The 22,723-nt window shown below is 63.3% G+C and carries 25 protein-coding genes; 12 read left to right on the plus strand and 13 right to left on the minus strand.

Translation table 11 applies throughout. The features are described from left to right. Positions 1-4 precede the first annotated feature (4 nt). The 3 genes from glyQ to GTP55_RS09550 form a co-directional block, all read right to left on the minus strand. Positions 5-934 (minus strand): glycine--tRNA ligase subunit alpha, encoded by a 930-nt coding sequence (gene glyQ / locus GTP55_RS09540; RefSeq protein WP_161044703.1) that lies wholly within the window; start codon positions 932-934, stop codon positions 5-7. An 81-nt stretch (positions 935-1,015) separates the two neighbouring features. Beyond that, positions 1,016-2,587, minus strand: a complete 1,572-nt coding sequence (lnt, locus tag GTP55_RS09545; RefSeq protein WP_161044704.1) for an apolipoprotein N-acyltransferase — start codon at positions 2,585-2,587, stop codon at positions 1,016-1,018. Beyond that, a complete protein-coding gene (locus GTP55_RS09550; RefSeq protein ID WP_161044705.1) occupies positions 2,587-3,471 on the minus strand; it encodes a CorC family transporter in 885 nt (294 codons plus the stop codon). Before GTP55_RS09550 ends, lnt begins: the two co-directional genes overlap by 1 nt. A gap of 147 nt (positions 3,472-3,618) precedes the next feature. Between GTP55_RS09550 and GTP55_RS09555 the strand changes: the two genes are divergently transcribed. Both GTP55_RS09555 and GTP55_RS09560 read left to right on the plus strand, forming a co-directional pair. Further along, complete coding sequence (locus GTP55_RS09555) at positions 3,619-3,960, plus strand: toxin glutamine deamidase domain-containing protein (RefSeq protein WP_161044706.1); 342 nt, start codon at positions 3,619-3,621, stop codon at positions 3,958-3,960. A 79-nt stretch (positions 3,961-4,039) separates the two neighbouring features. Further along, a complete protein-coding gene (locus GTP55_RS09560) occupies positions 4,040-4,342 on the plus strand; it encodes a YrhB domain-containing protein (RefSeq protein ID WP_161044707.1) in 303 nt (100 codons plus the stop codon). On the opposite strand, the gene ybeY is transcribed toward GTP55_RS09560, so the two are convergent. Next, positions 4,343-4,810, minus strand: coding sequence for an rRNA maturation RNase YbeY (gene ybeY, locus GTP55_RS09565; protein WP_161044708.1), 468 nt, complete (start codon positions 4,808-4,810; stop codon positions 4,343-4,345). Beyond that, the gene (locus GTP55_RS09570; RefSeq protein WP_161044709.1) at positions 4,794-5,894 is read right to left on the minus strand and encodes a PhoH family protein; all 1,101 of its coding nucleotides are present in this window, start codon (positions 5,892-5,894) and stop codon (positions 4,794-4,796) included. Before GTP55_RS09570 ends, ybeY begins: the two co-directional genes overlap by 17 nt. Before the next feature lie 106 nt (positions 5,895-6,000). On the opposite strand from GTP55_RS09570, the gene GTP55_RS09575 reads away from it, so the two are divergent. Beyond that, positions 6,001-6,324 (plus strand): hypothetical protein, encoded by a 324-nt coding sequence (locus GTP55_RS09575; protein ID WP_161044710.1) that lies wholly within the window; start codon positions 6,001-6,003, stop codon positions 6,322-6,324. Between the two features lie 254 nt (positions 6,325-6,578). Beyond that, positions 6,579-6,917, plus strand: a complete 339-nt coding sequence (locus tag GTP55_RS09580; protein WP_154366540.1) for a hypothetical protein — start codon at positions 6,579-6,581, stop codon at positions 6,915-6,917. A 68-nt stretch (positions 6,918-6,985) separates the two neighbouring features. Here the strand turns inward: GTP55_RS09580 and GTP55_RS09585 are convergent, their stop codons facing one another. Beyond that, complete coding sequence (locus GTP55_RS09585) at positions 6,986-7,831, minus strand: HDOD domain-containing protein (protein ID WP_161044711.1); 846 nt, start codon at positions 7,829-7,831, stop codon at positions 6,986-6,988. Beyond that, positions 7,824-8,171 (minus strand): hypothetical protein, encoded by a 348-nt coding sequence (locus tag GTP55_RS09590; RefSeq protein ID WP_161044712.1) that lies wholly within the window; start codon positions 8,169-8,171, stop codon positions 7,824-7,826. The genes GTP55_RS09585 and GTP55_RS09590 overlap by 8 nt, the downstream gene beginning before the upstream one ends. 121 nt (positions 8,172-8,292) lie before the next feature. Here GTP55_RS09590 and GTP55_RS09595 point away from each other — a divergent pair, with 121 nt between their 5' ends. Further along, on the plus strand, positions 8,293-9,873 hold the full coding sequence (locus GTP55_RS09595) for a sensor histidine kinase (protein WP_161044713.1): 1,581 nt from the start codon (positions 8,293-8,295) through the stop codon (positions 9,871-9,873). A gap of 23 nt (positions 9,874-9,896) precedes the next feature. On the opposite strand, the gene GTP55_RS09600 is transcribed toward GTP55_RS09595, so the two are convergent. Next, a complete protein-coding gene (locus tag GTP55_RS09600; RefSeq protein ID WP_161044714.1) occupies positions 9,897-10,244 on the minus strand; it encodes a PEP-CTERM sorting domain-containing protein in 348 nt (115 codons plus the stop codon). Between the two features lie 286 nt (positions 10,245-10,530). Between GTP55_RS09600 and GTP55_RS09605 the strand changes: the two genes are divergently transcribed. The 6 genes from GTP55_RS09605 (at position 10,531) to GTP55_RS09630 (ending at position 16,715) form a co-directional block, all read left to right on the plus strand. Beyond that, complete coding sequence (locus GTP55_RS09605; RefSeq protein WP_229257847.1) at positions 10,531-11,355, plus strand: ChaN family lipoprotein; 825 nt, start codon at positions 10,531-10,533, stop codon at positions 11,353-11,355. After that, the gene (locus GTP55_RS09610; RefSeq protein WP_161044716.1) at positions 11,352-11,672 is read left to right on the plus strand and encodes a thioredoxin family protein; all 321 of its coding nucleotides are present in this window, start codon (positions 11,352-11,354) and stop codon (positions 11,670-11,672) included. The genes GTP55_RS09605 and GTP55_RS09610 overlap by 4 nt, the downstream gene beginning before the upstream one ends. 68 nt (positions 11,673-11,740) lie before the next feature. Then, the gene (locus GTP55_RS09615; RefSeq protein ID WP_161044717.1) at positions 11,741-13,015 is read left to right on the plus strand and encodes an MFS transporter; all 1,275 of its coding nucleotides are present in this window, start codon (positions 11,741-11,743) and stop codon (positions 13,013-13,015) included. A gap of 137 nt (positions 13,016-13,152) precedes the next feature. Then, positions 13,153-14,556 (plus strand): MFS transporter, encoded by a 1,404-nt coding sequence (locus GTP55_RS09620; RefSeq protein WP_161044718.1) that lies wholly within the window; start codon positions 13,153-13,155, stop codon positions 14,554-14,556. Then, positions 14,556-15,653: an aldose epimerase family protein gene (locus GTP55_RS09625; RefSeq protein WP_161044719.1), complete on the plus strand. Its 1,098-nt coding sequence runs from the start codon at positions 14,556-14,558 to the stop codon at positions 15,651-15,653. Before GTP55_RS09620 ends, GTP55_RS09625 begins: the two co-directional genes overlap by 1 nt. A 69-nt stretch (positions 15,654-15,722) precedes the next feature. Beyond that, positions 15,723-16,715: a LacI family DNA-binding transcriptional regulator gene (locus GTP55_RS09630; RefSeq protein ID WP_161044720.1), complete on the plus strand. Its 993-nt coding sequence runs from the start codon at positions 15,723-15,725 to the stop codon at positions 16,713-16,715. Between the two features lie 5 nt (positions 16,716-16,720). Here the strand turns inward: GTP55_RS09630 and GTP55_RS09635 are convergent, their stop codons facing one another. The 4 genes from GTP55_RS09635 to GTP55_RS09650 are packed head-to-tail and all read right to left on the minus strand — an operon-like array spanning position 16,721 to position 20,265. Next, a complete protein-coding gene (locus tag GTP55_RS09635; RefSeq protein WP_161044721.1) occupies positions 16,721-17,983 on the minus strand; it encodes an NAD(P)/FAD-dependent oxidoreductase in 1,263 nt (420 codons plus the stop codon). Next, positions 17,980-18,237 carry a 2Fe-2S iron-sulfur cluster-binding protein gene (locus tag GTP55_RS09640; protein WP_161044722.1) on the minus strand — a complete coding sequence of 86 codons (258 nt, stop codon included), beginning with the start codon at positions 18,235-18,237 and terminating at the stop codon, positions 17,980-17,982. Before GTP55_RS09640 ends, GTP55_RS09635 begins: the two co-directional genes overlap by 4 nt. Then, the gene (locus GTP55_RS09645; RefSeq protein ID WP_371868314.1) at positions 18,230-19,336 is read right to left on the minus strand and encodes an NAD(P)/FAD-dependent oxidoreductase; all 1,107 of its coding nucleotides are present in this window, start codon (positions 19,334-19,336) and stop codon (positions 18,230-18,232) included. The genes GTP55_RS09640 and GTP55_RS09645 overlap by 8 nt, the downstream gene beginning before the upstream one ends. Continuing rightward, a complete protein-coding gene (locus tag GTP55_RS09650; RefSeq protein WP_161044724.1) occupies positions 19,333-20,265 on the minus strand; it encodes a 4-hydroxyproline epimerase in 933 nt (310 codons plus the stop codon). The genes GTP55_RS09645 and GTP55_RS09650 overlap by 4 nt, the downstream gene beginning before the upstream one ends. An 82-nt stretch (positions 20,266-20,347) precedes the next feature. Between GTP55_RS09650 and GTP55_RS09655 the strand changes: the two genes are divergently transcribed. Continuing rightward, positions 20,348-21,118: an AraC family transcriptional regulator gene (locus tag GTP55_RS09655; RefSeq protein ID WP_161044725.1), complete on the plus strand. Its 771-nt coding sequence runs from the start codon at positions 20,348-20,350 to the stop codon at positions 21,116-21,118. Here GTP55_RS09655 and GTP55_RS09660 read toward each other — a convergent pair. After that, positions 21,107-22,597: a sensor domain-containing diguanylate cyclase gene (locus GTP55_RS09660; protein WP_229257849.1), complete on the minus strand. Its 1,491-nt coding sequence runs from the start codon at positions 22,595-22,597 to the stop codon at positions 21,107-21,109. The two genes, GTP55_RS09655 and GTP55_RS09660, sit on opposite strands and share 12 nt — an antisense overlap. Positions 22,598-22,723 lie beyond the last annotated feature (126 nt).

The following is a 22,723-nucleotide window of genomic DNA, read 5'->3' on the forward strand; positions in this document are numbered from 1 at the left end:
TCGTTTATTTTGCAACTGCGTCAGCGGCGACAGCGGCGGTCTTCGGAGCCATAGGGAAGCCCAGACGCTCACGCGAATCGTAGTAAGCCTGCGCCACGAGGCGCGACAAGGTGCGCACGCGGCCGATGTAGGCGGCGCGCTCGGTGACCGAGATGGCGCCGCGCGCGTCCAGCAGGTTGAAGCTGTGCGAGGCCTTCATGATCTGCTCGTAGGCCGGCAGCGTCAGTTGCGCCTCGATCAGGCGCTTGGCTTCCGATTCGTGGTTGTTAAACTGCGAGAACAGCAGCTCGGTGTTCGAATGCTCGAAGTTGTAGGCCGATTGTTCCACTTCATTCTGGTGGAAGACGTCGCCGTACTTCAGCGTTTTCGTTTCACCGTTTTCTTCCCAGGTGGTCCACACCAGGTCATACATATTCTCGACGCCTTGCAGGTACATGGCCAGACGCTCGACGCCGTAGGTAATTTCACCCAGCACAGGTTTGCAATCCAGGCCGCCGACCTGCTGGAAGTAGGTGAACTGCGTCACCTCCATGCCGTTCAGCCAGACTTCCCAACCCAGGCCCCAGGCGCCCAGCGTCGGCGATTCCCAGTCGTCTTCGACGAAACGGACGTCGTTCTGCTTCAAGTCCAGGCCCAGCGCTTCCAGCGAACCCAGATACAGGTCCAGGATATTTTCCGGCGCCGGCTTCATCACCACCTGGTACTGGTAGTAGTGCTGGCCGCGGTTCGGGTTTTCGCCATAGCGGCCGTCTTTCGGGCGGCGCGAAGGCTGCACGTAGGCGGCGCGCCAAGGCTCCGGGCCGATCGCGCGCAGGAACGTACCGGTGTGGAAGGTGCCGGCGCCGACTTCCATGTCGTAGGGCTGGAGCAGGGCGCAGCCTTGCTTGTCCCAGTAGGTTTGCAAGGTCAGGATAATTTGTTGAAATGTCAGCATCTTGTGATCGTCGGTGGCGCGCCCGGGCAGGGGCCGGCGGGCGCGCGGTTGCAGTTTCGCTAAAGGGATGATTTTAGCGGGTTAAGCGGCTTTTGGCTGATTTTTTGCGCGGCGCGTCAAAAACCATGCGGCCGCCACGGACAGCGCGGTCAGCGCCAGGAACAGCTTGTTCCCCCAGAGGATATAGGGCGTGCTGCCTCCCATGCCCTGCACATTGGCAGCCAGGGTGCCGAAGGTGTTGGCCGGCAGCTGCTGCACCACTTTGCCTTCGCCATTGATGATGGCGGTGGCCCCGGTATTGGTCGCCCGCAGCATGGGGCGGCCGGTTTCCAGCGTGCGCATCTGCGAGATCTGCAAATGCTGCGGAATGGCGATGGTGTCGCCAAACCAGGCCAGGTTGGAGATGTTGAGCAGCAGCGTGGCCGGTTTCTGGTCCTGCGCCGGGTGGTTCAGCTGCGCGGCGATTTCCTCGCCAAACAAGTCTTCGTAGCAGATGTTGGGCAGCACGCGCTGGTCCTTGATCGGGAACGCCGGCTGGATATCGCGGCCGCTGGTCTGGTCGCCCAGCGGGATCGACATCAGGTTGACGAACCAGCGGAAGCCGAACGGAATGAACTCTCCATACGGCACCAGGTGGTGCTTGTTGTAGCGGTAGTAGCCGTCGCTCTGGCGCGGCGTGATGCCGATCGCGCTGTTGAAATAGGCGGTCTGGCTGTCGGCCAGCGGAATGCCGAGGATCAGGTTGCTGTTGGTCTTGTTCAGGAACTGGGCGATGCCCGGCAGGTAATCCGGCGGCAGTTGCTGGGGCAGCATGACGATGGCCGTCTCCGGCGTGGCGATCAGGTCGGCCGGCGCGGCGGTGATGGCGTCCTGGTACAGCTTGAGGGTCGACATGACCTTGGCGCCGTTGAATTTCTCATCCTGCGGGATATTCCCTTGCAGCAGGCGCACCGAAATCGGCTTGCCTTCCGGGTAAGTCCAGTGCAGGAAGCTGAGGCCGACGCCGGCCACGCCGATGGCGACCACCAGCCCGGCGGCGCGCAGCCGGGTGCGGTGCAGCAGCAACAGCAGGGCGCCGGCCATGACGGCCGCCAGCCAGCCGAGGCCGTACATGCCGATGATCGGCGCAAAGCCGGCCAGCGGGCTGTGATTATGGGCGTAACCGGACGCCAGCCACGGGAAGCCGGTGAACAGCCAGCCGCGCAGCCATTCGAACAGTGCCCACACGGCCGGGAACACCAGCAGGTTGGCGACCGGCAGCGGCAGCGTCCAGCGGTGGCGCAGCCAGGCGGCGCTGGCCATGGCAGCGGCGCCGTAAATGCCCATGGCGGCGCCCAGCAGCAACACGGCGGCGGCCGCCAGCGGCGCCGGCATGTCGCCGTAGGTGTGCATCGACACGTACAGCCAGTGGACGCCGGCGGCGGTCCAGCCGGTGACGAAGGCCCAGCCGATCAGCGCGGCAGCCTTGATGCTGGAGCTGCGCAGGACCTGGTAGAACAGTGTGGCCAGGCCGAGGATTTCGATCGGCCACCAGCCGAACGGCGCAAAGGCGAACACGCACAATGCGCCGGCCACGCCGGTGATGATCATCCGGCCTCGGGTCGAGCGTTGCGGCTTGGGGGGATCGTTGGGATTGGCGCGGCGAAAGCGCATTATGCGTCGTCGTCGTGGACCGGCGCCGGCGGCAGTTTTTCCACCGTCAGCACGTGGATCTGGCGGGCGTCGGCGCGCAGCACTTCAAAGCGCAGGCCTTCGAAGTCGAAGGTGTCGCCCTTGTGCGGCATGCGGCCGAGGTGCTTGGCGACCAGGCCGCCGATGGTGTCGACGTCGTCGTCCGGCAGCGCCGTGTCGAGCTCTTCGTTGAACTGTTCGATCTCGGTCAGCGCCTTGACGCGCCAGCGCGGGCCGTGCTGGCCTTCGCGGATCGACAGGATGTTGTCTTCTTCCTCGTCGAAATCGTACTCGTCCTCGATGTCGCCGACGATTTGCTCCAGCACGTCCTCGATGGTGATCAGGCCGGCCACGCCGCTGTACTCGTCGACCACGATGGCCATGTGGTTGTGATTGGCGCGGAAGTCGCGCAGCAGCACGTTCAGGCGTTTCGATTCCGGGATGAAGATGGCCGGCCGCAGCATGTCGCGCACGTCGAACGATTCTTCGGCGTAGTAGCGCAGCAGGTCTTTGGCCAGCAGGATGCCGATCACCTTGTCGCGTTCGCCTTCGATGGCCGGGAAGCGCGAGTGGGCCGTTTCCAGCACCAGCGGCATCCATTCTTCGATCGGCTTGGAGATATCGATGACGTCCATCTGCGAGCGCGGGATCATGATGTCGCGGGCGGACAGATCCGACACCTGGAACACGCCTTCGATCATCGACAGGGCGTCGGCGTCGATCAGGTTGCGTTCGTGGGCGTCGTGCAGAACTTCGAGCAGCTCCGATCGGTTCTCGGGCTCGGGGGAAATCAGTGCGGTCAGCCGTTCAAACAGCGACCTGTGGGGTTTAGCGTCAGTCTTGACGCTACTAGAGTGCTCTTGCATAGGAGGCGTGAGCCATTGTTTTGAAGAGGCATAGGATACACCAAAAGCTCAAGATAGCAGGTTTTTGTCAAAAAAACAGCCATGCTAAAGGGGAGATAGCTGCACTTTTGGTTGAGTTTTATCAGCGTCTAGGTGTATGAGCGGGGCATGCTGAAGAGATTCATCCAGTGGATGCCTTTATGCTTAGCGATATCAAGGCCGGAGCGATCAGAAATTAATCCGGGCGGTGGTACAAAAAATTGCGTCAATTGCGTGGTCGCAACTGATGCACTTTTAGCTGGCTGCCCTGCGTGTGCGCTGCCCGGTGGACTATATGAAATTGATGTACTGGAGCGGATATTCGGCGCAGAATTTAAAGACGTTGAAAATATAAAGGATGTGATTGAATCGCTGGAGTTGGCGGGTCCAGGTAGCCGTGGCATTGTGTATGGAATGAGAAAGAGCGGCATCGGGCACGTTCTTAACGCCGCTAATCAACATGGCGTGTGATTCGAATTCTCGACGGTCAGACTGGGAAAACCGCTGATCTCAGTCCATATATCAAATTCAGATTTTTGAGGACTTACTGATGGATGCTATCAACCAAAATGAAGCTTTGGATATTGCACTAGCCGAGATCAATGAACTTGGACACTCATCTGGAGGTGAGTTAGAGATTCTTTTAGAAGAAACCCAGACAATCGAATTAGGCTGGGTATTTTTCTATAACTCATCAGATTTCATCCGCACCGGAGATTTCAAGTTCGCCTTGGCTGGCAACGGGCCCCTGCTGGTGATGAAGGACGGTCAGATATCGTGGTTGCCGACTGCAGTTCCTTGGCAGGACGATGTCACTAAAATAGCCCGCCCTGCCAGTGGGCGTGCAGTCTGATCATTCAGCGTAAGGATCGGCGTAGCCCAGTTCCGCCAGGATCTCGGTTTCGATGCCTTCCATTTCGGTGGCTTCCTCGTCGTCCATGTGGTCGTAGCCTTGGGCGTGCAGCACGCCGTGGACGATCAGGTGGGCGGTGTGCTCTTCCACGGTTTTCTTCTGCTCGGCCGCTTCCTTTTCCAGCACGTCGGTGCAGAGGATGATGTCGGCCTGGGTCGGGGCGTCGTCCGGCAGTGCTTCTTCGCCTTCGTTGTAGGCGAAGGTCAGCACGTTGGTGGCGTAGTCCTTGCCGCGGTATTCGCGGTTCAGGGTCTGGCCTTCGGCGGCGTCGACAAAGCGGATGGTCAGTTCGGCCGGCGCGAACAGCGCGGCCTGCACCCACTTGCGGATTTTCGGACGGGTAATGCTTTCTTGCAGGCGCGGATCGGCGTACTGCACCGACAGCGTCAGTTTATTTTTTGCGGACATTTTTCAGGGCGGTGGCTTTGAGGAGAGGGGCGATTTCCGCCTCGTGGTTATGGGCGGTTTCGTAGGCGTCGACGATGCGCGCCACCAGCGGGTGACGCACCACGTCTTCGCTGTTGAAATGGCTGAAGGCGATGCCGCGCACTTCCTTCAGCACCTGGATGGCGTCCACCAGGCCGCTCTTCTGGCTCTTGTGCAGGTCGACCTGGGTGACGTCGCCGGTGATCACCGCCTTGCTGCCGAAGCCGATGCGGGTCAGGAACATTTTCATCTGCTCGACCGTGGTGTTCTGCGCTTCGTCCAGGATCACAAAGGCGTGGTTCAGCGTGCGGCCGCGCATGTAGGCCAGCGGGGCGATTTCAATCACCTGCTTCTCGAACATTTTCTGCGTGCGGTCGAAGCCCAGCAGGTCGTACAGCGCGTCGTACAGCGGACGCAGATACGGATCGACTTTCTGCGACAGGTCGCCCGGCAGGAAGCCGAGGCGCTCGCCCGCTTCCACCGCCGGCCGGGTCAGGATGATGCGTTTGACGGCGTCGCGCTCCAGTGCATCGACCGCGCAGGCCACTGCCAGGTAGGTCTTGCCGGTGCCGGCCGGACCGACGCCGAAGCTGATGTCGTGTTCGAGGATGTTGCGCAGGTAGCGGATCTGGTGCGGCGTGCGGCCGCGCAGGTCGGCGCGGCGGGTTTTCAGCACCGGGCTGTTGATGTCGATGTCGATGGCCGGCACCACTTCGACCTTGCGCGGCTTGGCGGCCGGCGCGTCGGCCGTGGCGGCATCCGGCACCAGTTCGGCGAGGTTACCGGCATGCATGCTGGCGCGCTGTTCGACCAGCGCCAGTTGCACTTCTTCGATCGGTACGATCTTGTTGGCGATGGCGTAAAAATGTTCGAGGATCTCGACCGCGCGTTCGGCGTTGTGGCCGCTGACGATGAACTTCTCGCCGCGGCGGAAAATGGTGACGTCCAGCGCGGCAGAAATCTGGCGCAGGTTTTCGTCGAGCGGGCCGCACAAATGGGCCAGCCGCGCGTTATCGAGCGGCTCGGGGACGAAGTAGTGCGGCTGGACTGGAGTTTTGGTTTTCAATGGGTGCTTTAACGAGAAAAGGCCGTGAAAACGGCACAGGCGCTAGTTTATCGTATTTGCTGCAAGCAGCACTTGATTTTGCTTGCCGTTGCGCTACAGTGGAGCTATGGCAATTAATGTTACTTCCACCTCCAACGCGAATCCCGTGCAGCTGAACCTGCGCGAGACCCGCGCCAACCGTGCCGAGCAGCGTAGCGAGCAGGCGGGGGAGACCCGTCGCACTGAACAGAGCAACCGCACCCAGAAGGATGACGCGGTGCTCAAGCAGCGCGTCAAGGAAAATACCGAAGCCACCCGCAGCGCCTCCCGCAACAATGATCAAGCCGCCGCCGCCGACCGCCGCGCGGTCCAGCAGGCCGACAAACAAGCCGACGCCCAGCGCCGCGACAGCGACAAAACGCTGGGCCGCAACATCGATACCACCGCCTGATTTTCTCTGCCTTTGCCGCCGTAAAGCCGAACTTGCTTTGTGTAACAGTTTCCTACAAGTTCTTGTGTGCGACAGTCTTCGTTCCCATGTGATGAAATAGCATTGTTGCTAAGGTTTCTAGCCACTGATTGATGTCGAACAATCTTAGCCCGGTGTGCGCTGGTATCTTGTGCAAATAGCAATTCTGTATTCTAAGTTTTGCTTAAGTTCAAACCAGCACTATCTGTTCACCCCAACTCACGAGGAAATTCATCATGGCACATCATGCTCTCGCTTCGCAGGAAAGCTACAACCCCAACCACCTGCTGGATATCTTGCTCGGCAAGATGCAGCTGAAGAACGATGCCGCGCTGTCGCGTCTGCTGGAAGTCGCGCCACCGGTGATCAGCAAAATCCGTCACCACCGCCTGCCAGTCGGCGCGTCGCTGCTGATCCGCATGCACGAAGTGACCGGCATGAGCATCCGCGACCTGCGCGACCTGATGGGCGATCGCCGCACCAAGTACCGCCTGTCCGACGCCCAGGGCCGTCCGAAGCCAGAAGATCGTCCAGCAGCTGACAAGGCCCAGGCCGGAAACGCGGCTCATCACTGATGCGCCCCCAGCGCATGCCCCTGCCGGTGCGGGCTTGACCCGTCCCGGCAGGACGCCACTTCAGGTTTTCAGGTTAGCAGCACCATAGAGATTTCTTCATACTGCAACTCCGTTTCGCGGAAGATCTGCAGATATATTTCCTCATCGAGGCCCAGCGCAGTCCAGGCCACGGTGGACACAGGCGGCACCAGGTCGTCCTGTACCTGCGTCAGATCGAGCGCATGCACGATCGCGTCGGCCACGTGAATGATGGCCGCCAAAAATCCCGCCCCCGGTGCTTCCGGGTCGTGATGGCCGCCGATGGCGAGGCGCATCGTATCCGAAAAATTCCAGTGTTCCGCCAGTGCCAGGCCGGCGTCGACGTGATCGACGCCCAGCACGGTGCGCTCGGCATCCAGCATGTAGGCGTCATGCTGCTCGCGCCAGGCGATGGCTTCCGCGTAGTGGTTCGGGAAGCACGACACCAGCACCAGCCGGCCGATATCGTGCAGCAGCCCGGCGGTGAAGGCGTAGTCCTGATTGAAACGCATCTGCCGCGCCAGCACTTTGGCGCAGGCGGCGGTGGCGATCGAGTGGCGCCAGAAGGCCTTGTGGTCGAAACCGGGGCAGTGGCCTTCGGCAAAGCAGCCGGTGACGGCGGCGGCCGTGATCAGGTTGCGCGTGGTCTGGAAACCCAGGTAGGTAATCGCCTGCTGGATGGTGGTGACCTTGACCTGCAAGCCATACAGCGACGAGTTGGCCAGGCGCAGCGTCTTGGCCGTCAGCGCCTGGTCGTAGCTGACCTTCTTGGCCAGCACGGAAATATCGACGTCGTCCTGGTCGATGCTGTTGAGCAGCTCCATCACCACCGCCGGCAGCGACGGCAGGTCGTCCAGCGTGCGCACCACGTCGTCGTAGCTTAATGTGTTACTCATGTTCCGGCGTCTCCTCTACACCCAGGCGGAAGTCGGTGACGAAGCGGCGCAGCGTGGCCGTGGCCCAGTCGCTGCCGCTGTCCGGATCGGTCTTGCGGAACAGCCGGGCGATGCGCGCCTCGTGATGCTGCAGGGTGGCGGCCACCATTTCCGGCGTCACCTCATCCTTGGCGATGGGCAGCACGGCGATGCCATGGCGCGGCATCAGCGCCAGCATGGCGTCGGTCAGCACGGTGCCCTGCGGCAGCAGCACATGGCCCTGCACATCCAGCAGCACGTCGGACAAGACCATGCCCGGCCGCACCTCCGCCAGCGTCAGTTGATGGTAATTGCCTGTCATGCCGCCTCCCCGGTTGCTGCTTGCACTATATTTCCCGATCTTACCATTGTCTTGCCAAGATGCAGCCCATACCGTACATTGGGACGTTGCCGTCAAATCCGTGTTGTCGGGAGATTGCTCGATGTTTGGTATTAAAGGCCGCTTGACGCTGCTTTTTGTGGTCATTGTTACCCTGGTGCTGGGCGTCTCGGGCACCTACGCCCAGTACAGTCTGGGCCATGAATTGGAGGTCAGCAGCCAGCGCCTGCGCCAGGGCGTGCTGACGCGCCTGCAAACCAGTCTGCCGTCCGCCCTGTGGGATCTCGATAAAGCCAAGGTCGACAACATCGTTGCGGCCGAGATGATGCCGCCGGAGCTGGTCTCGATCCGTGTCTATGATACGTCGGTCGGGCTGTTTTCGGGCAAGCTGCGCAATGAGAACGGCAGCATTTCATCGATTGAAAACGACGCTTCGGTGCCGGGTACGCCGGTGGTGGCCGATCTGGCGTACCGCGATTCCGGCGCGGCCGGGGCGGCGCTCAAGCCGGTGATCGTCGGCCGCGTGGTGGTCAACTTCAGCCGCGCGCAGATCGACGCCACCTTGGCCGCCGAGGTGCGCCGCAAGGTGACCGAGGTGCTGCTGCTGGACCTGATTCTGGTGGCGGCGCTGGCGTGGTCACTGCGCATCGTGTTCGATCCGCTCAAGCAGTTGCGCGACGGCCTGTTCGACCTGGCCACGCGCGGCAGCGACGAAGTGGAAGAGCTGCCGGACAATCGGCAGGATGAGCTCGGCGAGGTGATCCGCGGCTTCAACGCCATCCAGCGCAAGATCAAATCGAATATCCAGCGCATCCGCGAGGCGGAGGATGAGGCGCGCACCTCGGCGCAGGTCACCACCAAGGCGCTGGCGGATTTGCGCCGCACGCAGGAGTCGCTGTTACAGGCCGAACGGCTGGCGTCGCTGGGCGGGCTGGTGGCCGGCGTCGCGCACGAGATCAATACGCCGGTGGGCATCGCGCTGACCAGCGCGTCGGTGCTGATGGAGGCCACCGAGAAGGTGCAGGCCTCGGTCGATGGCGGCAACATCAAGAAATCCGACATCACGCGTTATCTGGAGACGGCGGCCGAGAGTACCCGGCTGATCATGAACAATGCGTATCGGGCCGCGCACCTGATCCACAGCTTCAAGCAGATCGCGGTCGACCAGGTGAGCGAGGCGCGCCGGCGTTTCGAGCTGCGCGACTATATCAACGAGGTGGTGTCCAGCCTGCAGCCCAAGCTGAAGAAGACGCGCATCACGGTCAGCATCGCCTGCCCGCCGGACATCATGCTCGATAGTTACCCGGGCGCGCTGGCGCAGGTCATCACCAATTTGACCCTGAACTGCGTCGATCACGCCTTTGGGCCGGACGATGAGGGCCGCATTGTGATCGGCGTGGCGCAGCAGGGCGACTGGATCGAGATGCAGGTGACCGACAACGGCAAGGGCATTGCGCCGGATATGCTGGACAAGGTGTTCGACCCGTTTGTGACCACCCGGCGCGGTCAGGGCGGGACGGGGCTGGGGTTGAACATTGTGTTCAACCTGATGGCCAAGCAGTTTGGCGGCAGTGTCACCGTGTCGAGTGTGCTGGGGCAGGGCGCCAGCTTTGTGCTGCGCATGCCATGCGTGACGCCGGTCGATGAGACCGCGCTGCACGCGGACGCCCGCCTGCACGCGTAAAGCCGCGTCAGGCGGGGTGCGGCTTAGTCGGAGAATTTATCAGTCGACTGGCGGCGGCGCGAAGCCACGCCCAACACAACCAGGCCCAGCATCATCATCACAAAAGTCTGTGGCTCCGGCACCGGCGTCGCCGGCACTTCCTGCTGGCGCTGTTTCGGATCATTGGATGGCAGGACGGTATGATCGGCGTCGTCCACCCTGTCAGTCGGTACGTCGGTCCGGCACGGCACAGTCTCGCCGGCTTCGCAGTGAGGCAGGACGATTGTTGCAGGTGCAACATTGCTAGTAACCGGAGCGGCAGGCTGAGCCTGTACGGCGCCGGCGAGGCTTAAAGCTAATAAAGCAGTCGAAATCAAGGACAGTACTTTCACGATGACACTCCTGGCGTTGCTGCATGAACAGGAAGTTAAGATCAGTCTAATGCACAAACTGTAAAATCTGCGAGGGCAGGTTTGACACTCGCTACCGTTCTGCTATTAAACCATGTCCAATAACAAATTGCCATCAGTTTTTCTTTTGATATAACGAATTTTTGCGCCGCAACAACACCCGCCGGCCGCTTGCCTGTGGCGCAGACAAATATCACTTTTTCAACAAACTATTTTGAAGCATATGGGTGTTCATCAGATGATTTCTACATATACAGGCAAAATTCGATTGACTTCGGCCCTGGCGGCGGCGGTGTTGATGGCTGGCTGCGCCAGCGGGGGCAAGCCCGCCAGCGCCCCGGCAGCGGGCTTGCTGGAAGCCACTAATCCGCAGGTGTTGCTGCTGGGCGAGGTGCATGACAATGCGCAAGGGCACAAGCTGCGCTATGAGCTGCTGCGCCAGCGGGTGGAAGCGGGCTGGCAGCCGGCCATTGTCATGGAGCAGTTCGACCGCGAGAACCAGGATCTGGTCGACAAGGCGCAAAAAGGCTGCGCCGACGCCGCGTGCGTGATCCAGGTGGTGGGCGGTGCGCGCTGGGATTGGCAATTGTATTATCCTGTGATCCAGCTGGCACTGACGTATCACCTGCCGCTGGTGGCGGGCAATCTGTCGCGCGCCGATGCGTCGCGCGTGGTGCGCGATGGCGTGGCGTCCAGCTTCGATCCGAAGAGCGTCAAGGAGTATAAGCTGGAGCAGCCGCTGCCGCCGGCGGTGGTCAGCGCGCAGCAGCAGGAAATCGTCACCGGCCATTGCAATATGCTGCCGGAGATGATGATCGGCGGCATGGTCAACGCCCAGGTGGCGCGCGATATCTGGATGGCCAAGATCATCCGCGACCAGCAGCCGCGCGATGTGGTGCTCATCGCCGGCAACGGCCATGTGCGCAAGGACATTGGCGTCGGCTACTGGATCAATCAGGTGGCGCCGGCACTGAGCGTGCGCAGCGTCGGCTTTATCGAGGACCGCGAGAACGGCGGCCGTTATGACAGCATCCAGACACTGGCGCCGCAGCAACGCGACGACCCGTGCAAACAAGTGAAAAAGGCACGATGAAAACAAGCTACCTTGCCGAGGCGCCGCAGCGCGCCGAGATCGACGCCAGCAAAGGTCCGGTATTGCTGGAGTTCGGCGCCAATTGGTGCGGCCACTGCATGGCGGCGCAGCCGCCGCTGGAGCAGGCGTTTGCCGGCGCCGGCAGTGTGACGCATTACAAGGTCGAGGACGGGCCCGGCCGGCCGTTGGGGCGTTCGTTCCGCGTCAAGCTGTGGCCCACCTTCATCTTCCTGCTGGACGGCGAGGAAAAGGCGCGCGTGGTGCGGCCGCTACGGGCCGAGGAGCTGTCCGTGGGATTTGCGCAAATCGACCCATAGCCAAGCTTGGCAATCCTGCAATGTGGTGTGTATGATGGCCCGCACACCACACTGCAGGAGCGTCACGTATGAGTCAGCCTCACCAGGGAGCGCCGAAGACCAATTCGCCAGCCACCGTGCTGTTTGCCAGCCTGATCGGCACCACGATTGAGTTCTTCGATTTCTACATCTACGCCACGGCCGCGGTGCTGGTGTTCCCCAAGCTCTTCTTCCCCGCCAGCGACCCGGCCGCCGCCACGCTGCAATCGCTGGCCACCTTCGCCATTGCCTTCTTTGCGCGGCCGGTCGGCTCGGCCGTGTTCGGCCACTTCGGCGACCGCATCGGCCGCAAGGCCACGCTGGTGGCGGCGCTGCTGACCATGGGCGTGTCCACCGTGGTGATCGGCCTGCTGCCGACCTACGCCAGCATCGGCACGCTGGCGCCGGCGCTGCTGGCGCTGTGCCGCTTTGGCCAGGGGCTCGGGCTGGGCGGCGAGTGGGGCGGGGCGGTGCTGCTGGCCACCGAGAACGCGCCGCCGGGCAAACGCGCCTGGTATGGCATGTTCCCGCAGCTAGGGGCGCCGATCGGCTTCTTCCTGTCGGGCGGCATCTTCCTGCTGCTGAGCCAGGTGCTGAGCGACGCCGAATTCTTCAGCTACGGCTGGCGCATTCCTTTCCTGGCCAGTTCGCTGCTGGTGATCGTTGGCCTGTATATTCGCCTGAAAATTCACGAAACGCCGGACTTCCAGAAGGTGCTCGACAAGAACGAGCGCGTCAAGGTGCCGGTGCTGACGGTGTGGCGCGACCATCGCCGCGTGCTGGTGCTGGGCACGCTGATCGCGCTGTGCACCTTCGTGCTGTTCTATCTGATGACGGTGTTTGCGCTCAGCTGGGGCACCAGCGCGCTGAAGTTCACGCGCCAGAATTTCCTGATCCTGCAACTGTTCGCCGTGCTGTTCTTCGCGCTGACGATCCCGCTGTCGGCCGTCTGGGCCGACCGCAAGGGCCGCCGCGCCACGCTGATCTGGGTGTCGGCGGCGATCGCCATCTTCGGCCTGGTGCTGGGGCCGATGTTCGGCTCGGGCGACCCGACCGAAGTCACCATTTTCCTGTCACTGGGCCTGGGCCTGATGGGACTGACCTACGGCCCGCTGGGCACCATGCTGTCGGAACTGTTCCCGGCCGAGGTGCGCTACACCGGCGCGTCGCTGACCTTCAATCTGGCCGGCATCCTGGGCGCCTCGCTGGCGCCGTACGCGGCCACCTGGCTGGCGACCCACTATGGCTTGCATTATGTCGGCTACTATCTGTCGGTGGCGGCGGTGATCAGTCTGGTGGCATTGCTCATGGTGAAAACACGCTAAGTCATCGTACAACATTTGACGGCAAGCGCATCTTTCCGCTTGCCTCGGGTTCTAAGTGGTTGTACGATGACATACGACTAAGGATGATCTCGTGGAGACCGAGAGATCATCACCATAAACATAAAATAAGTGATGCCATGAACCTGAGCGAGCCTGTCAATGCGCAAGCTGTGGCGCAATCCGTCGGTAAATACCGCTGGACTATCTGCGCCCTGTTGTTTTTCGCCACCACCGTCAATTACCTGGACCGCCAGGTATTGAGCCTGCTGGCCCCGTCCCTGTCGACCGAATTTGGCTGGAGCAATACCGACTACGCCAACATCGCCGCCGCCTTCCAGTTTGTCTACGCCATCTCGATGCTGTTTGCCGGCCGCGTGGTCGACAAGATCGGCACCAAGGCCGCCTACGTGGTGGCCATCACCATCTGGTCGCTGGGCGCGCTGATGCACGCGTTCTCGGTGCCGATGGGCCATGCGGCAGTGGCGGTGCTGGGGGTGTTCGGCGTGGCGGCCGCGCCGTCCATCGTCGGCTTCATGATTTCGCGCGCGGTGCTGGCGGTGGGCGAGGCCGGTAACTTCCCGGCCGCCATCAAGGCCACCGCCGAATACTTCCCGAAGAAAGAACGCTCCTTCGCCACCGGTATCTTCAACTCCGGCGCCAACGTTGGCGCCATCCTGGCGCCGATCACCGTGCCGGTCCTGGCCGCCATCTGGGGCTGGCAGGCTGCCTTCATCATGATCGGCATGCTGGGCTTTATCTGGATGAGTGTCTGGCTGTGGCTGTACGAAAAGCCGGAACAGCAAAAGCGCCTGTCGGCCGCCGAGCTGGCCTACATCCGCAGCGACACGGTGGCGCCGGTGGAAAAGACCGAGGAAGCATCGATCGCTGCCGCGAAAAAAGTTTCTTGGTTCCAGCTGCTGAAGTATCGCCAGACCTGGGCCTTCGCCTTCGGCAAATTCATGACCGACGGCGTGTGGTGGTTCTTCCTGTTCTGGCTGCCCACCTATCTGTCGGCCCAATACGGCATGAAGGGCGAGGCCATCGTGCTGCCGCTGGCCGTGTTGTACAGCATGACCATGATCGGTTCGATCGGCGGCGGCTGGTTCCCGAGCTACTTCATGGCGCGCGGTTATGCGCCGTATGACGGCCGCATGAAAGCCATGCTGGTGATCGCCTTCTTCCCGCTGGTGGTGCTGCTGGCGCAGCCGCTGGGCGCGATCAGCTACTGGATTCCGGTGCTGCTGATCGGCGTGGGCGCATCGGCGCACCAGGCCTGGTCGGCGAATATCTTCACCACCGTGTCCGACATGTTCCCGCAAAAATCGGTGGCGTCGGTGATCGGCATCGGCGGCATGGCCGGCGGCCTTGGCGGCGTGCTGCTGACCAAGCTGGGTGGCTGGGTGTTCGACTACTACAAGACCATCAACGATATCCACACCGGCTACATGATCATGTTCGGCATCTGCGCGCTGGCGTACCTGGCGGCGTGGGTGGTGATGAAGGCGCTGGTCCCGCGCCACAAGGAAATCACGGACCTGTGATGCGGCGCCTGCCGGCAGCCCTGCTGGCCACTGTCGCCGCCATCACGGCGCCGGCGGTGGCGGCCATCCACGCCGAGGCCTATGGCGTCACGGCGGCCGGCCAGCCGGTCGAAAAAGTCGTGCTTGAAAATGAGCGCGGTATGCGGCTGGCCTACATCGACTACGGCGCCACGCTGGTGGCGGCGGAGGTGGCGGACCGCCACGGCAAACGCACCAACGTCATTCTCAGCCTGCCCGACCTGGCAGCGTTTGAGCGCACGCGCGGCCGCTATGGCGCCGTGATCGGCCGCTACGCCGGCCGCATCGCCAACGCGCGCTACACGCTGGACGGCAAGACCGTGCAGTTGGTCCCCAACAGCAAAGGCATGGCGCTGCACGGCGATCCTCAGCCCTACGACAAGCGCGTATGGCGGCGCCAGGACTTCGCCGACAAGGAATCGATCGGCTCCATCTACCGCCTGCACAGCCCGGACGGCGACCAGAATTTGCCCGGCGCGATGGACATCACGGTGACCTACCGCCTGCTGCGCAAGCGCGACGAATTCCGCATCGAGTACCAGGCCACGACCACCGCGCCGACGGTGCTCAACCTGACCAATCACGTCTACCTCAACCTGGCCGGCGCGGCCGCCAACACGCTGGCCGGGCACCGCTTCCAGATCGACGCCGACCGCTATCTGGAGACCGACGCCTTGCGCATTCCCACCGGCGCGCTGCTGGACGTGGCAGGCATGCCGTTCGACTTCCGCCAAGCGGCCAGCGTCAGCGCGCGGCTGCCGTCGGTACCAGGCGGTTATGACCACACGCTGGTGCTGGCCAAGCCGATCGGCGCTTACGCCCGCGTGGCCACCATCACCGCCGCCGGACGCCGGCTGGTGGTCAGCACCAGCGAGCCGTCGGTGCAGCTGTACACCGTCAACGGCTTTGACGGCACCGAGACTGGCAGCGAAGGCGTCGCCTATCAGCGCCACGGCGCGTTTGCGTTTGAAACGCAGCACCTGCCGGATAGCCCGAACCATGCCAGCTTCCCAAGCACCGCGTTGTATCCGGGTCAGGTGTTTCGTTCGCAGACCAGCTTCCGCTTCGGCGACGACTGAAGAATCATGCCGTCATGATAAGATCGTCCCTTTGGTGCAGTACGCGCCATGCTTTCCGACAGTCTGATCATGAAAAAAAACGTAGCCACCATCCGTGACGTCGCCGCTGCCGCCGGCGTCTCGACTGCCACCGTCTCCAAGTTCGTCAACGGCGCGCAGCGGTTCTCGCCGGCGGTGGAAGCGACCATCACGGAGGTGATTGCCAAACTGGGCTACCGTTCCAATCCACTGGCGGCCTCCATGATCACCGGCCGTACCAAGAGTATCGGGCTGTCGGTGCTGGATGTCAGCAATCCGCACTTCACCAGCATCGTCAAGGGCGCCAACCGCGTGGCGCTGGCCCACGGCTACACACTGCTGCTGGTCGACACCGAAGAGAATCCCGGCCGCGAACGCCCGCTGCTGGAGGCGCTGAGCCGGCGCGTGGACGGCATGATCGTCTTCTCGCGCATGCTGGAATCGGAAATGGACTGGATGACGGAACTGGGCAAGCCGCTGGTGTTCTTCGGCCGCCTGAACCGCCTGGAGATCCCGTGGGTGATCAGCGACGACCATCGCGGCGCGTACATGCTGACGCGCCACCTGGTGTCGCTGGGACACAAGCGGATCGCCTACCTGAGTTTCCCCCGCTCGCGCCGCGACGAAGAACGCCTGGGCGGGATTCGCGAATGCCTGGCCGCACATGGCCTGGAGCTGACCATGCACGAAGCCAGCGCGCCGACGGCGGCCGAAGGCGAGCGCGTATGCTCGGCCATCATGCTGGGCGCGGAACATCCGGATGCGCTAATCTGCTACAACGATCTGATGGCGCTGGGCTTTATGAAAGCGGCGCAGTCGCTGGGCTTCAAGCTGCCGGAGGACATGTCGGTGGCCGGCTTCGACAACATCCACTACGGCTTGTACACCTCGCCGCCATTGACCACGGTGGACCTGCAAAGTGAACGCATGGGCGCCATCGCGATGGAAAAACTGATCGCCACCATCGACGGCAAGGAAGCGCCGTCCACCACCATGGTCGAACCTCAGCTGATCCTGCGCAGCTCGACCATCAAGCGTAACTAAAAAGCCTACTCGATAATGCTGGCAATGCGTGCCGGCGAAATCGGCAGGCGCACCGCGTCGGGACGCCAGCCGTACAGCACTTCGGTCGCGCCGCCGCAGATGCGACCCTGGCATGGCCCCATGCCGCAACGGGTTTGCAGCTTGGCGCTGCGCCAGCCGGTATGCGTGCGCAGGTCGCCGTGGCAGACGTCTTCGCAGCGGCAGACGATGGTGTCGTCGCCGGCCAGCGTGCGCAGTTCCGAACGCAGCGCAAACGCGCGCGCCAGGCGGTCGGCGAATTTCTTCCAGTGCGCGCGGCGCCCCATGGCTTCCTGCGCTTGGTTGGCGTGACCGCTGGCGGCCAGTCCGGCGATGTGGCCTTCGGCCAGCGCCAGGTCAACGCCGCCAATGCCGGTGCCTTCGCCGGCGCAGTAGATGTCCGGCACGGTGGTGCGCTGCATGTCATCCACCTTGACCACGGTCTGACCGTTGTGCGACGCGGTGGCGCAGCCAAGCGCCTGCGCCAGTTCCACATTCGGCAGCAGGCCGTAGCCGCAGGCCAGGTAATCGCATTGCAGGGTTTCCACTTCCGGCACGCCGGTGCGCTGGATCTGCACCGATTGCAGCGTGCCGTCGCCTTGCGCCGACAGCACGTAGCTGTTGCGCAGATACGGCACGCCGCGCAGCTGCCTAGCCAAGTGCAGCCCCTGCGTGATTTTAGACGGTGTCGCCAGCAGGCCGATACCGAAGCGCAGCAGCACCGGCGTGGACGCCTGCTCGACGATGGCGACGACAAGCGCGCCTTTGCTGCGCAAGGTGGCGGCGGCAGCCAGCAGCAGCGGGCCGCTGCCCGCCACCACCACGCGTTTGCCTTGCAGCGGATAGCCGCCCTTGGACAACGCCTGCAAACCACCGGCGCCGGTCACGCCGGGCAGTGTCCAGCCGGGGAAGGGGAGCAGCCGCTCGCGGGCGCCGGTCGCCAATATCAGCTTGTTGTAATGCAGCGTGGCCGATGCTTCCGGCGTCTGCACCTGCAGGTGGCCGGGCTGCGGTGCAAACAGCACCCGCACCTGCGGCAGGAAAATCATGCGCCCCGAGTCACGCAATTCGCTCCACAGCTGCTGCCCGCGCGGGTCGGCTTGCACGTCGGCGCCGCCGCGCCAGATCTGGCCCCCGGCCAGCGGATTGTCATCGACAATGCCGACCTGCGCGCCTTGCTTCATGGCCGCATGCGCCGCCGCCAGCCCGGCCGGGCCGGCGCCTACCACCAGCACGTCGAAGCGCTTCATGCCATTGCTCCGGTAACCACGTGCATGCCGTCGGCGCACAGCGTCTGGCAAGACAGCTGGTGCGCGCGACCGTCGATGGTGACGCGGCATTCCTGGCAAACGCCCATGCCGCACAAGGGCGCGCGCGCCGCGCCGGTGACGGAGCGGCGGGTAATGGCGTTGCCCGCCATGGCAATGGCGGCGGCCACGGTCACGCCCTGGGCGACGCTGATATCGTGGGCGTTGATGCTGAGGGTGATCTGGGCGTCAGGCATGGAAGCGTCCCGGCAGATAAGGCGCAAACGGGATGCGCGTGCGTTCGTTTTGTATCTGGCCGGCCAGCAGCTGCGCCGTCGCCAGGGAAGTAGTAATGCCGAGGCCTTCGTGGCCGGTGGCCAGCCATAAACCGCGCCTTGCACTGCAAGGGCCGATCAATGGCAGGCCGTCCGGCGTGGCGGCGCGGAAGCCGGTCCAGGTGCGCAGCACGTTCAGTTCCGCCAGTCGCGGCGTGAAGGTGGTGGCGTGGCGCAGCATGCGCTGTAACATGGCCGGTTCCACCGCCGGATCGGTGGTGTCGAACTGGCGCGAAGAGCCGATGAGGATCTGGCCGGTGGGACGTGGCTGCAGATTGAAGGCGACCGAATCGCCGCTGGCGGCATGGGCGCTCTTGATGTAGCCCAGTTCCACCAGCTGATGCTTTATAAAGCCGGGATAGCGGTCGGTGATGGCCAGATGGCCTTTCTTCGGCTGGATCGGCAGCTCCGGCAACAGCGCGCTGGAACGCGCGCCGGCCGCCAGCACGATGTGCTGCGCCTGATGGCGGGTGCCGTCGCTCAGCACCACGCCGTGGTCTTCAATCGCCGTAACAGTGGCGCGCTTGGTGATGGTGCCGCGACGCATGGCGCGGTCCAGCAGGATGCGCGTGGTCTTGGGCGGATAGACCAGGCCGTCGCCGCGTACCAGCAGGCCGCCCGCCAGGCCGGCGCGCAATTGCGGTTCGCGCGCATACAGCGCGGCAGGCGTCAGCACTTCGCATGGCAGGCCGTGGCTGGAGAGCGTGTGCGCCTTCTGCAGCGCGGCGTCCATTTCTTCTTCATCGGCGGCCACCCATATCGTGCCGCAGCCGCTGTATTCGTGGCGCTGCGGGCGGTCGCCCACCAGATCCTTCCACAACGCGACAGAGTAGGCCGACAGCGCCAGTTCGGCCGCGTTGTCGTCCATGACCACCAGGTGGCCCATACCCGCCGCCGTGGCGCCACCGCCGGCGATATCCTGCTCGATGACCGCCACGCGCAGCCCGCGCTCACTGAGCGCATCCGCACACGCGGCGCCGACGATGCCGGCGCCGATGACGATCACTTCGGCATTGTTCACCGTATGCCCCAGACGAATGGATCGCTCGGATCGAGGATCAGCTGCGCCTGCGCATTGACCCATGCTTTGCCGCGTATGCTCGGCAACAGCCGGCCGTCGCGCAGGCGGTAGGATGCTTCGAACACGCTGCCAATCACGCTTTCCTGTTTCCACAACGCGCCTTGTGCCAGCTTGCCGTCGGCCGCCAGGCAGGCCAACTTGGCGCTGGTGCCGGTGCCGCATGGCGAACGGTCGTAGGCCTTTCCGGGACAGAGCACGAAGTTCTGGCTGTCGGCGCCGGTGCGCGAATCGGCAAACAGTTCGATGTGGTCGATCAGTGCGCCGTCGTCGCCGGTGATGCCCTGGTCGGCCAGTGCGGTGGCGACGGCCACGGTGTAGCTGGTCAGGGCCTCCACATTGGCCGCGTTGAGTTCCTGGCCATGTTCGGCCACCAGGAAGAACCAGTTGCCACCATAGGCGACGTCGCCGGTGACCGGACCGATGCCCGGCACCTCGACGGTGACGGCGGCGCGGCTGCGCCAGGACGCCACGTTATCGACAGTGACGCTGCCGTCGGCATGCAGTTCCGCCTCCACCACGCCGACCGGCGTATCGATGCGATGGCGTCCGGGTCCGATGCGGCCCATGAAGGCCAGCGAGGCCACCAGGCCGATGGTGCCGTGACCGCACATGCCGAGGTAGCCGACGTTGTTAAAGAAGATCACGCCCGCCACGCAGTCCGGCGCGTGCGGTGCGCACAGCAAGGCGCCGACCAGCACGTCCGAACCGCGGGGTTCGCAGACGACGGCGGAACGGAAGTTGTCATGGGCGGCGCGCAGGCGCGCCACGCGTTCGCTGAGCGGGCCATGGCCCAGATCCGGGCCGCCGTCGATGACCAGGCGGGTAGGTTCGCCGCCCGTATGGGAGTCGATAATCGAGATTGTTTTCATGCTCAAATCTTAGGCTGGCCGCCATTGCCTGTCTTGCACCGCTTGCGCACAATGGGTGACGAAATCTGCACAATGGTGCAGAATGAAGTCCATGCACACTGCCAACCATGAAACCACGCGTGCCGCGCTGGGCCTCGCCGTCGCTGATCCCTTCTTTGCGGAAGGGCTGTTTGATGCGCTGCCGGACGTGGTGTTTTTCGTCAAGGATGGCGAGGGGCGCTACGTGGTGGTCAACCAGACCTTGGTGCAGCGTTGCGGCCAGCGGCACAAGTCGGCGCTGATCGGCCGCACGCCGGCCGAGGTATTTGCCCACCCCTTCGGCCAGACCTACTATGCGCAGGATTTGCTGGTGCTGGCCGGCGATAACGATATCGAAGACCAACTGGAACTGCACCTGTATCCCAACCGCGATCCCGGCTGGTGCCTTACGCGCAAGGCGGCGCTGCGCGACGCGCAAGGCCGCATCGTCGGCCTGACCGGCATCTCGCGCGACCTGGCGATGGCGGACAAGAAGAACCCCGCCTACCGCAAAGTGGCGGCGGCGGTGACCGTGATACACGAGCAATATGGCCAGCCCTTGCAACTGGCGGAGCTGGCGCGCATCGCCAACATGTCGATCGCGCAGATCGAGCGCTACTTCCTGCGCATCTTCCACCTGACGCCGCGCCAGATGATTATCCAGACCCGCGTGGACGCCGCGTCGCGCATGCTGAACGGCGACGCCAGCGTGGCGGAGATCGCACAAGCCTGCGGCTACGGCGACCATTCCGCCTTTACCCGCCAGTTCAAGGCCACCACCGGACTGACGCCCAGCCAGTACCGGCAGATCGCTGCCGGACGTTCAGGCGACTGACGTCACGTCGGCCTGCTCGACGCGGTTGCGGCCGAGCTGCTTGGCGCGATACAGCGCCACGTCGGCGGTCTTGATCAGGGACGGGATGGAATGCTGTTCGCCGGGTGTGATCAGCGCCACGCCGATGCTGGCGGTGAGCACGTTGAAAGGCGAGGTGGCGTGCGGCAGATTGAGCGCGGCGATCGCGGCACAAATCGATTCAGCCATCGCCAGCGCATCTTCTTCATTGGCCGATTGCGCGATCACGGCAAACTCCTCGCCGCCGTAGCGGGCCACAAAATCACTACCGCGACGCATCTGCCTAGCCAGCTCGTTCGCCACTGCGCGTAACGCATCATCGCCGCTCTGGTGGCCGTAGCAGTCGTTGTATTGCTTGAACAGGTCGACATCCAGCAACGCCAGCATCAGTGGCTGCTTGTTGCGGCGCGCGCGGCTCCACTCCGCCGCCAGCGTCTCGTCGAAGCGACGGCGGTTGGCAATGCCCGTCAGGCCATCGGTGGCGCTGATGTCGGCCAGCCGCGAATTGGATTGTTCCAGCTCGCGCGTGCGTTCGCGTACCCGGCTCTCCAGTTCTCGCTCGCGCGTTTGCAACTCGCTGAGCACCACCGCAAAACCGATGCCGATGATGCACAACGTGAGAATGAATTCCTGCGCGCGCACCACTTCCAGATGGATAGGCACGTCGCCGAACGGTTTCAGGCCGGTGGTCATCATCATCGCGGTGCTGAGCGAAATCAGCGCCACCAGCAGGGTAGTGAGACGCACGCCGAAACGGAAGGCGATCACCGCCACCGCCGGCAGCAGCAACGTCGGCGTGACGGAGACCCCGTCGATTTCGCCGCCATGCGCCGACAGCACGGCCACCGCCAGCAGCAGCGTGGTGGCCAGCGCCGCGTCGTCCCAGCGCGTCAGCTTGGGGCGCTGGTGCTGCGACTGCGTGTAGGCCAGCAGCAGCGGCGTGTAGATCAGCAGTCCCAGACCGTCGCCAAACCACCACACGCGCGCCAGCGTCAGGTAGGACGTGGTGGCGCCACCCACCTGCTGCAGCACCGCCGCCGCCAGCAGGCCGGCCAGCATCGCGCCGAACACCGGCCCGGCGAGGATGAATTGGCCCAGGTCTTTCAGGCGGTGCAGGCGCGGCGAAGCGCCACTGCGCCGCATCAGCTGGTAGGTGATGGTCACTTCCAGCAGATTGACGGCGCTGAGCAGCACCGCCTCGTACCACGGAAACGCGTTCAGGTTGGCCAGCACGTCGGACGTGAAAGTGAGCGCGGCCAGCAACGGCGCGCGCTGGCCGCGAAAGCGCAGCAGTGCCGCCAGCAGCACGGCATTCGGCAGCCAGACCACGACCGCGTTTTCCGGCGTAACGGCGCAGAAGAAAGTCAGCTTGACGCTGGCAAAATGGAACAGCGGCAGCAGCAGACAAAACAGCCAGCCCGGCTGTCGCCAGAATTTTTCACGTTTGATCATTACCAGCATGATTGTCCGGCGGCCTGTCTGCTGTCAACGATTGCCATAAGGAAATCTTGGCGCCGGTCTGAGCGAGAGTTGCTTAACATCAAAATCCTGTCTATTCAGCCTGACATCATCGGAGACTCGCGCGGC

It is taken from the genome of Duganella margarita, from assembly GCF_009857535.1.
Lineage (GTDB): Bacteria > Pseudomonadota > Gammaproteobacteria > Burkholderiales > Burkholderiaceae_D > Rugamonas > Rugamonas margarita.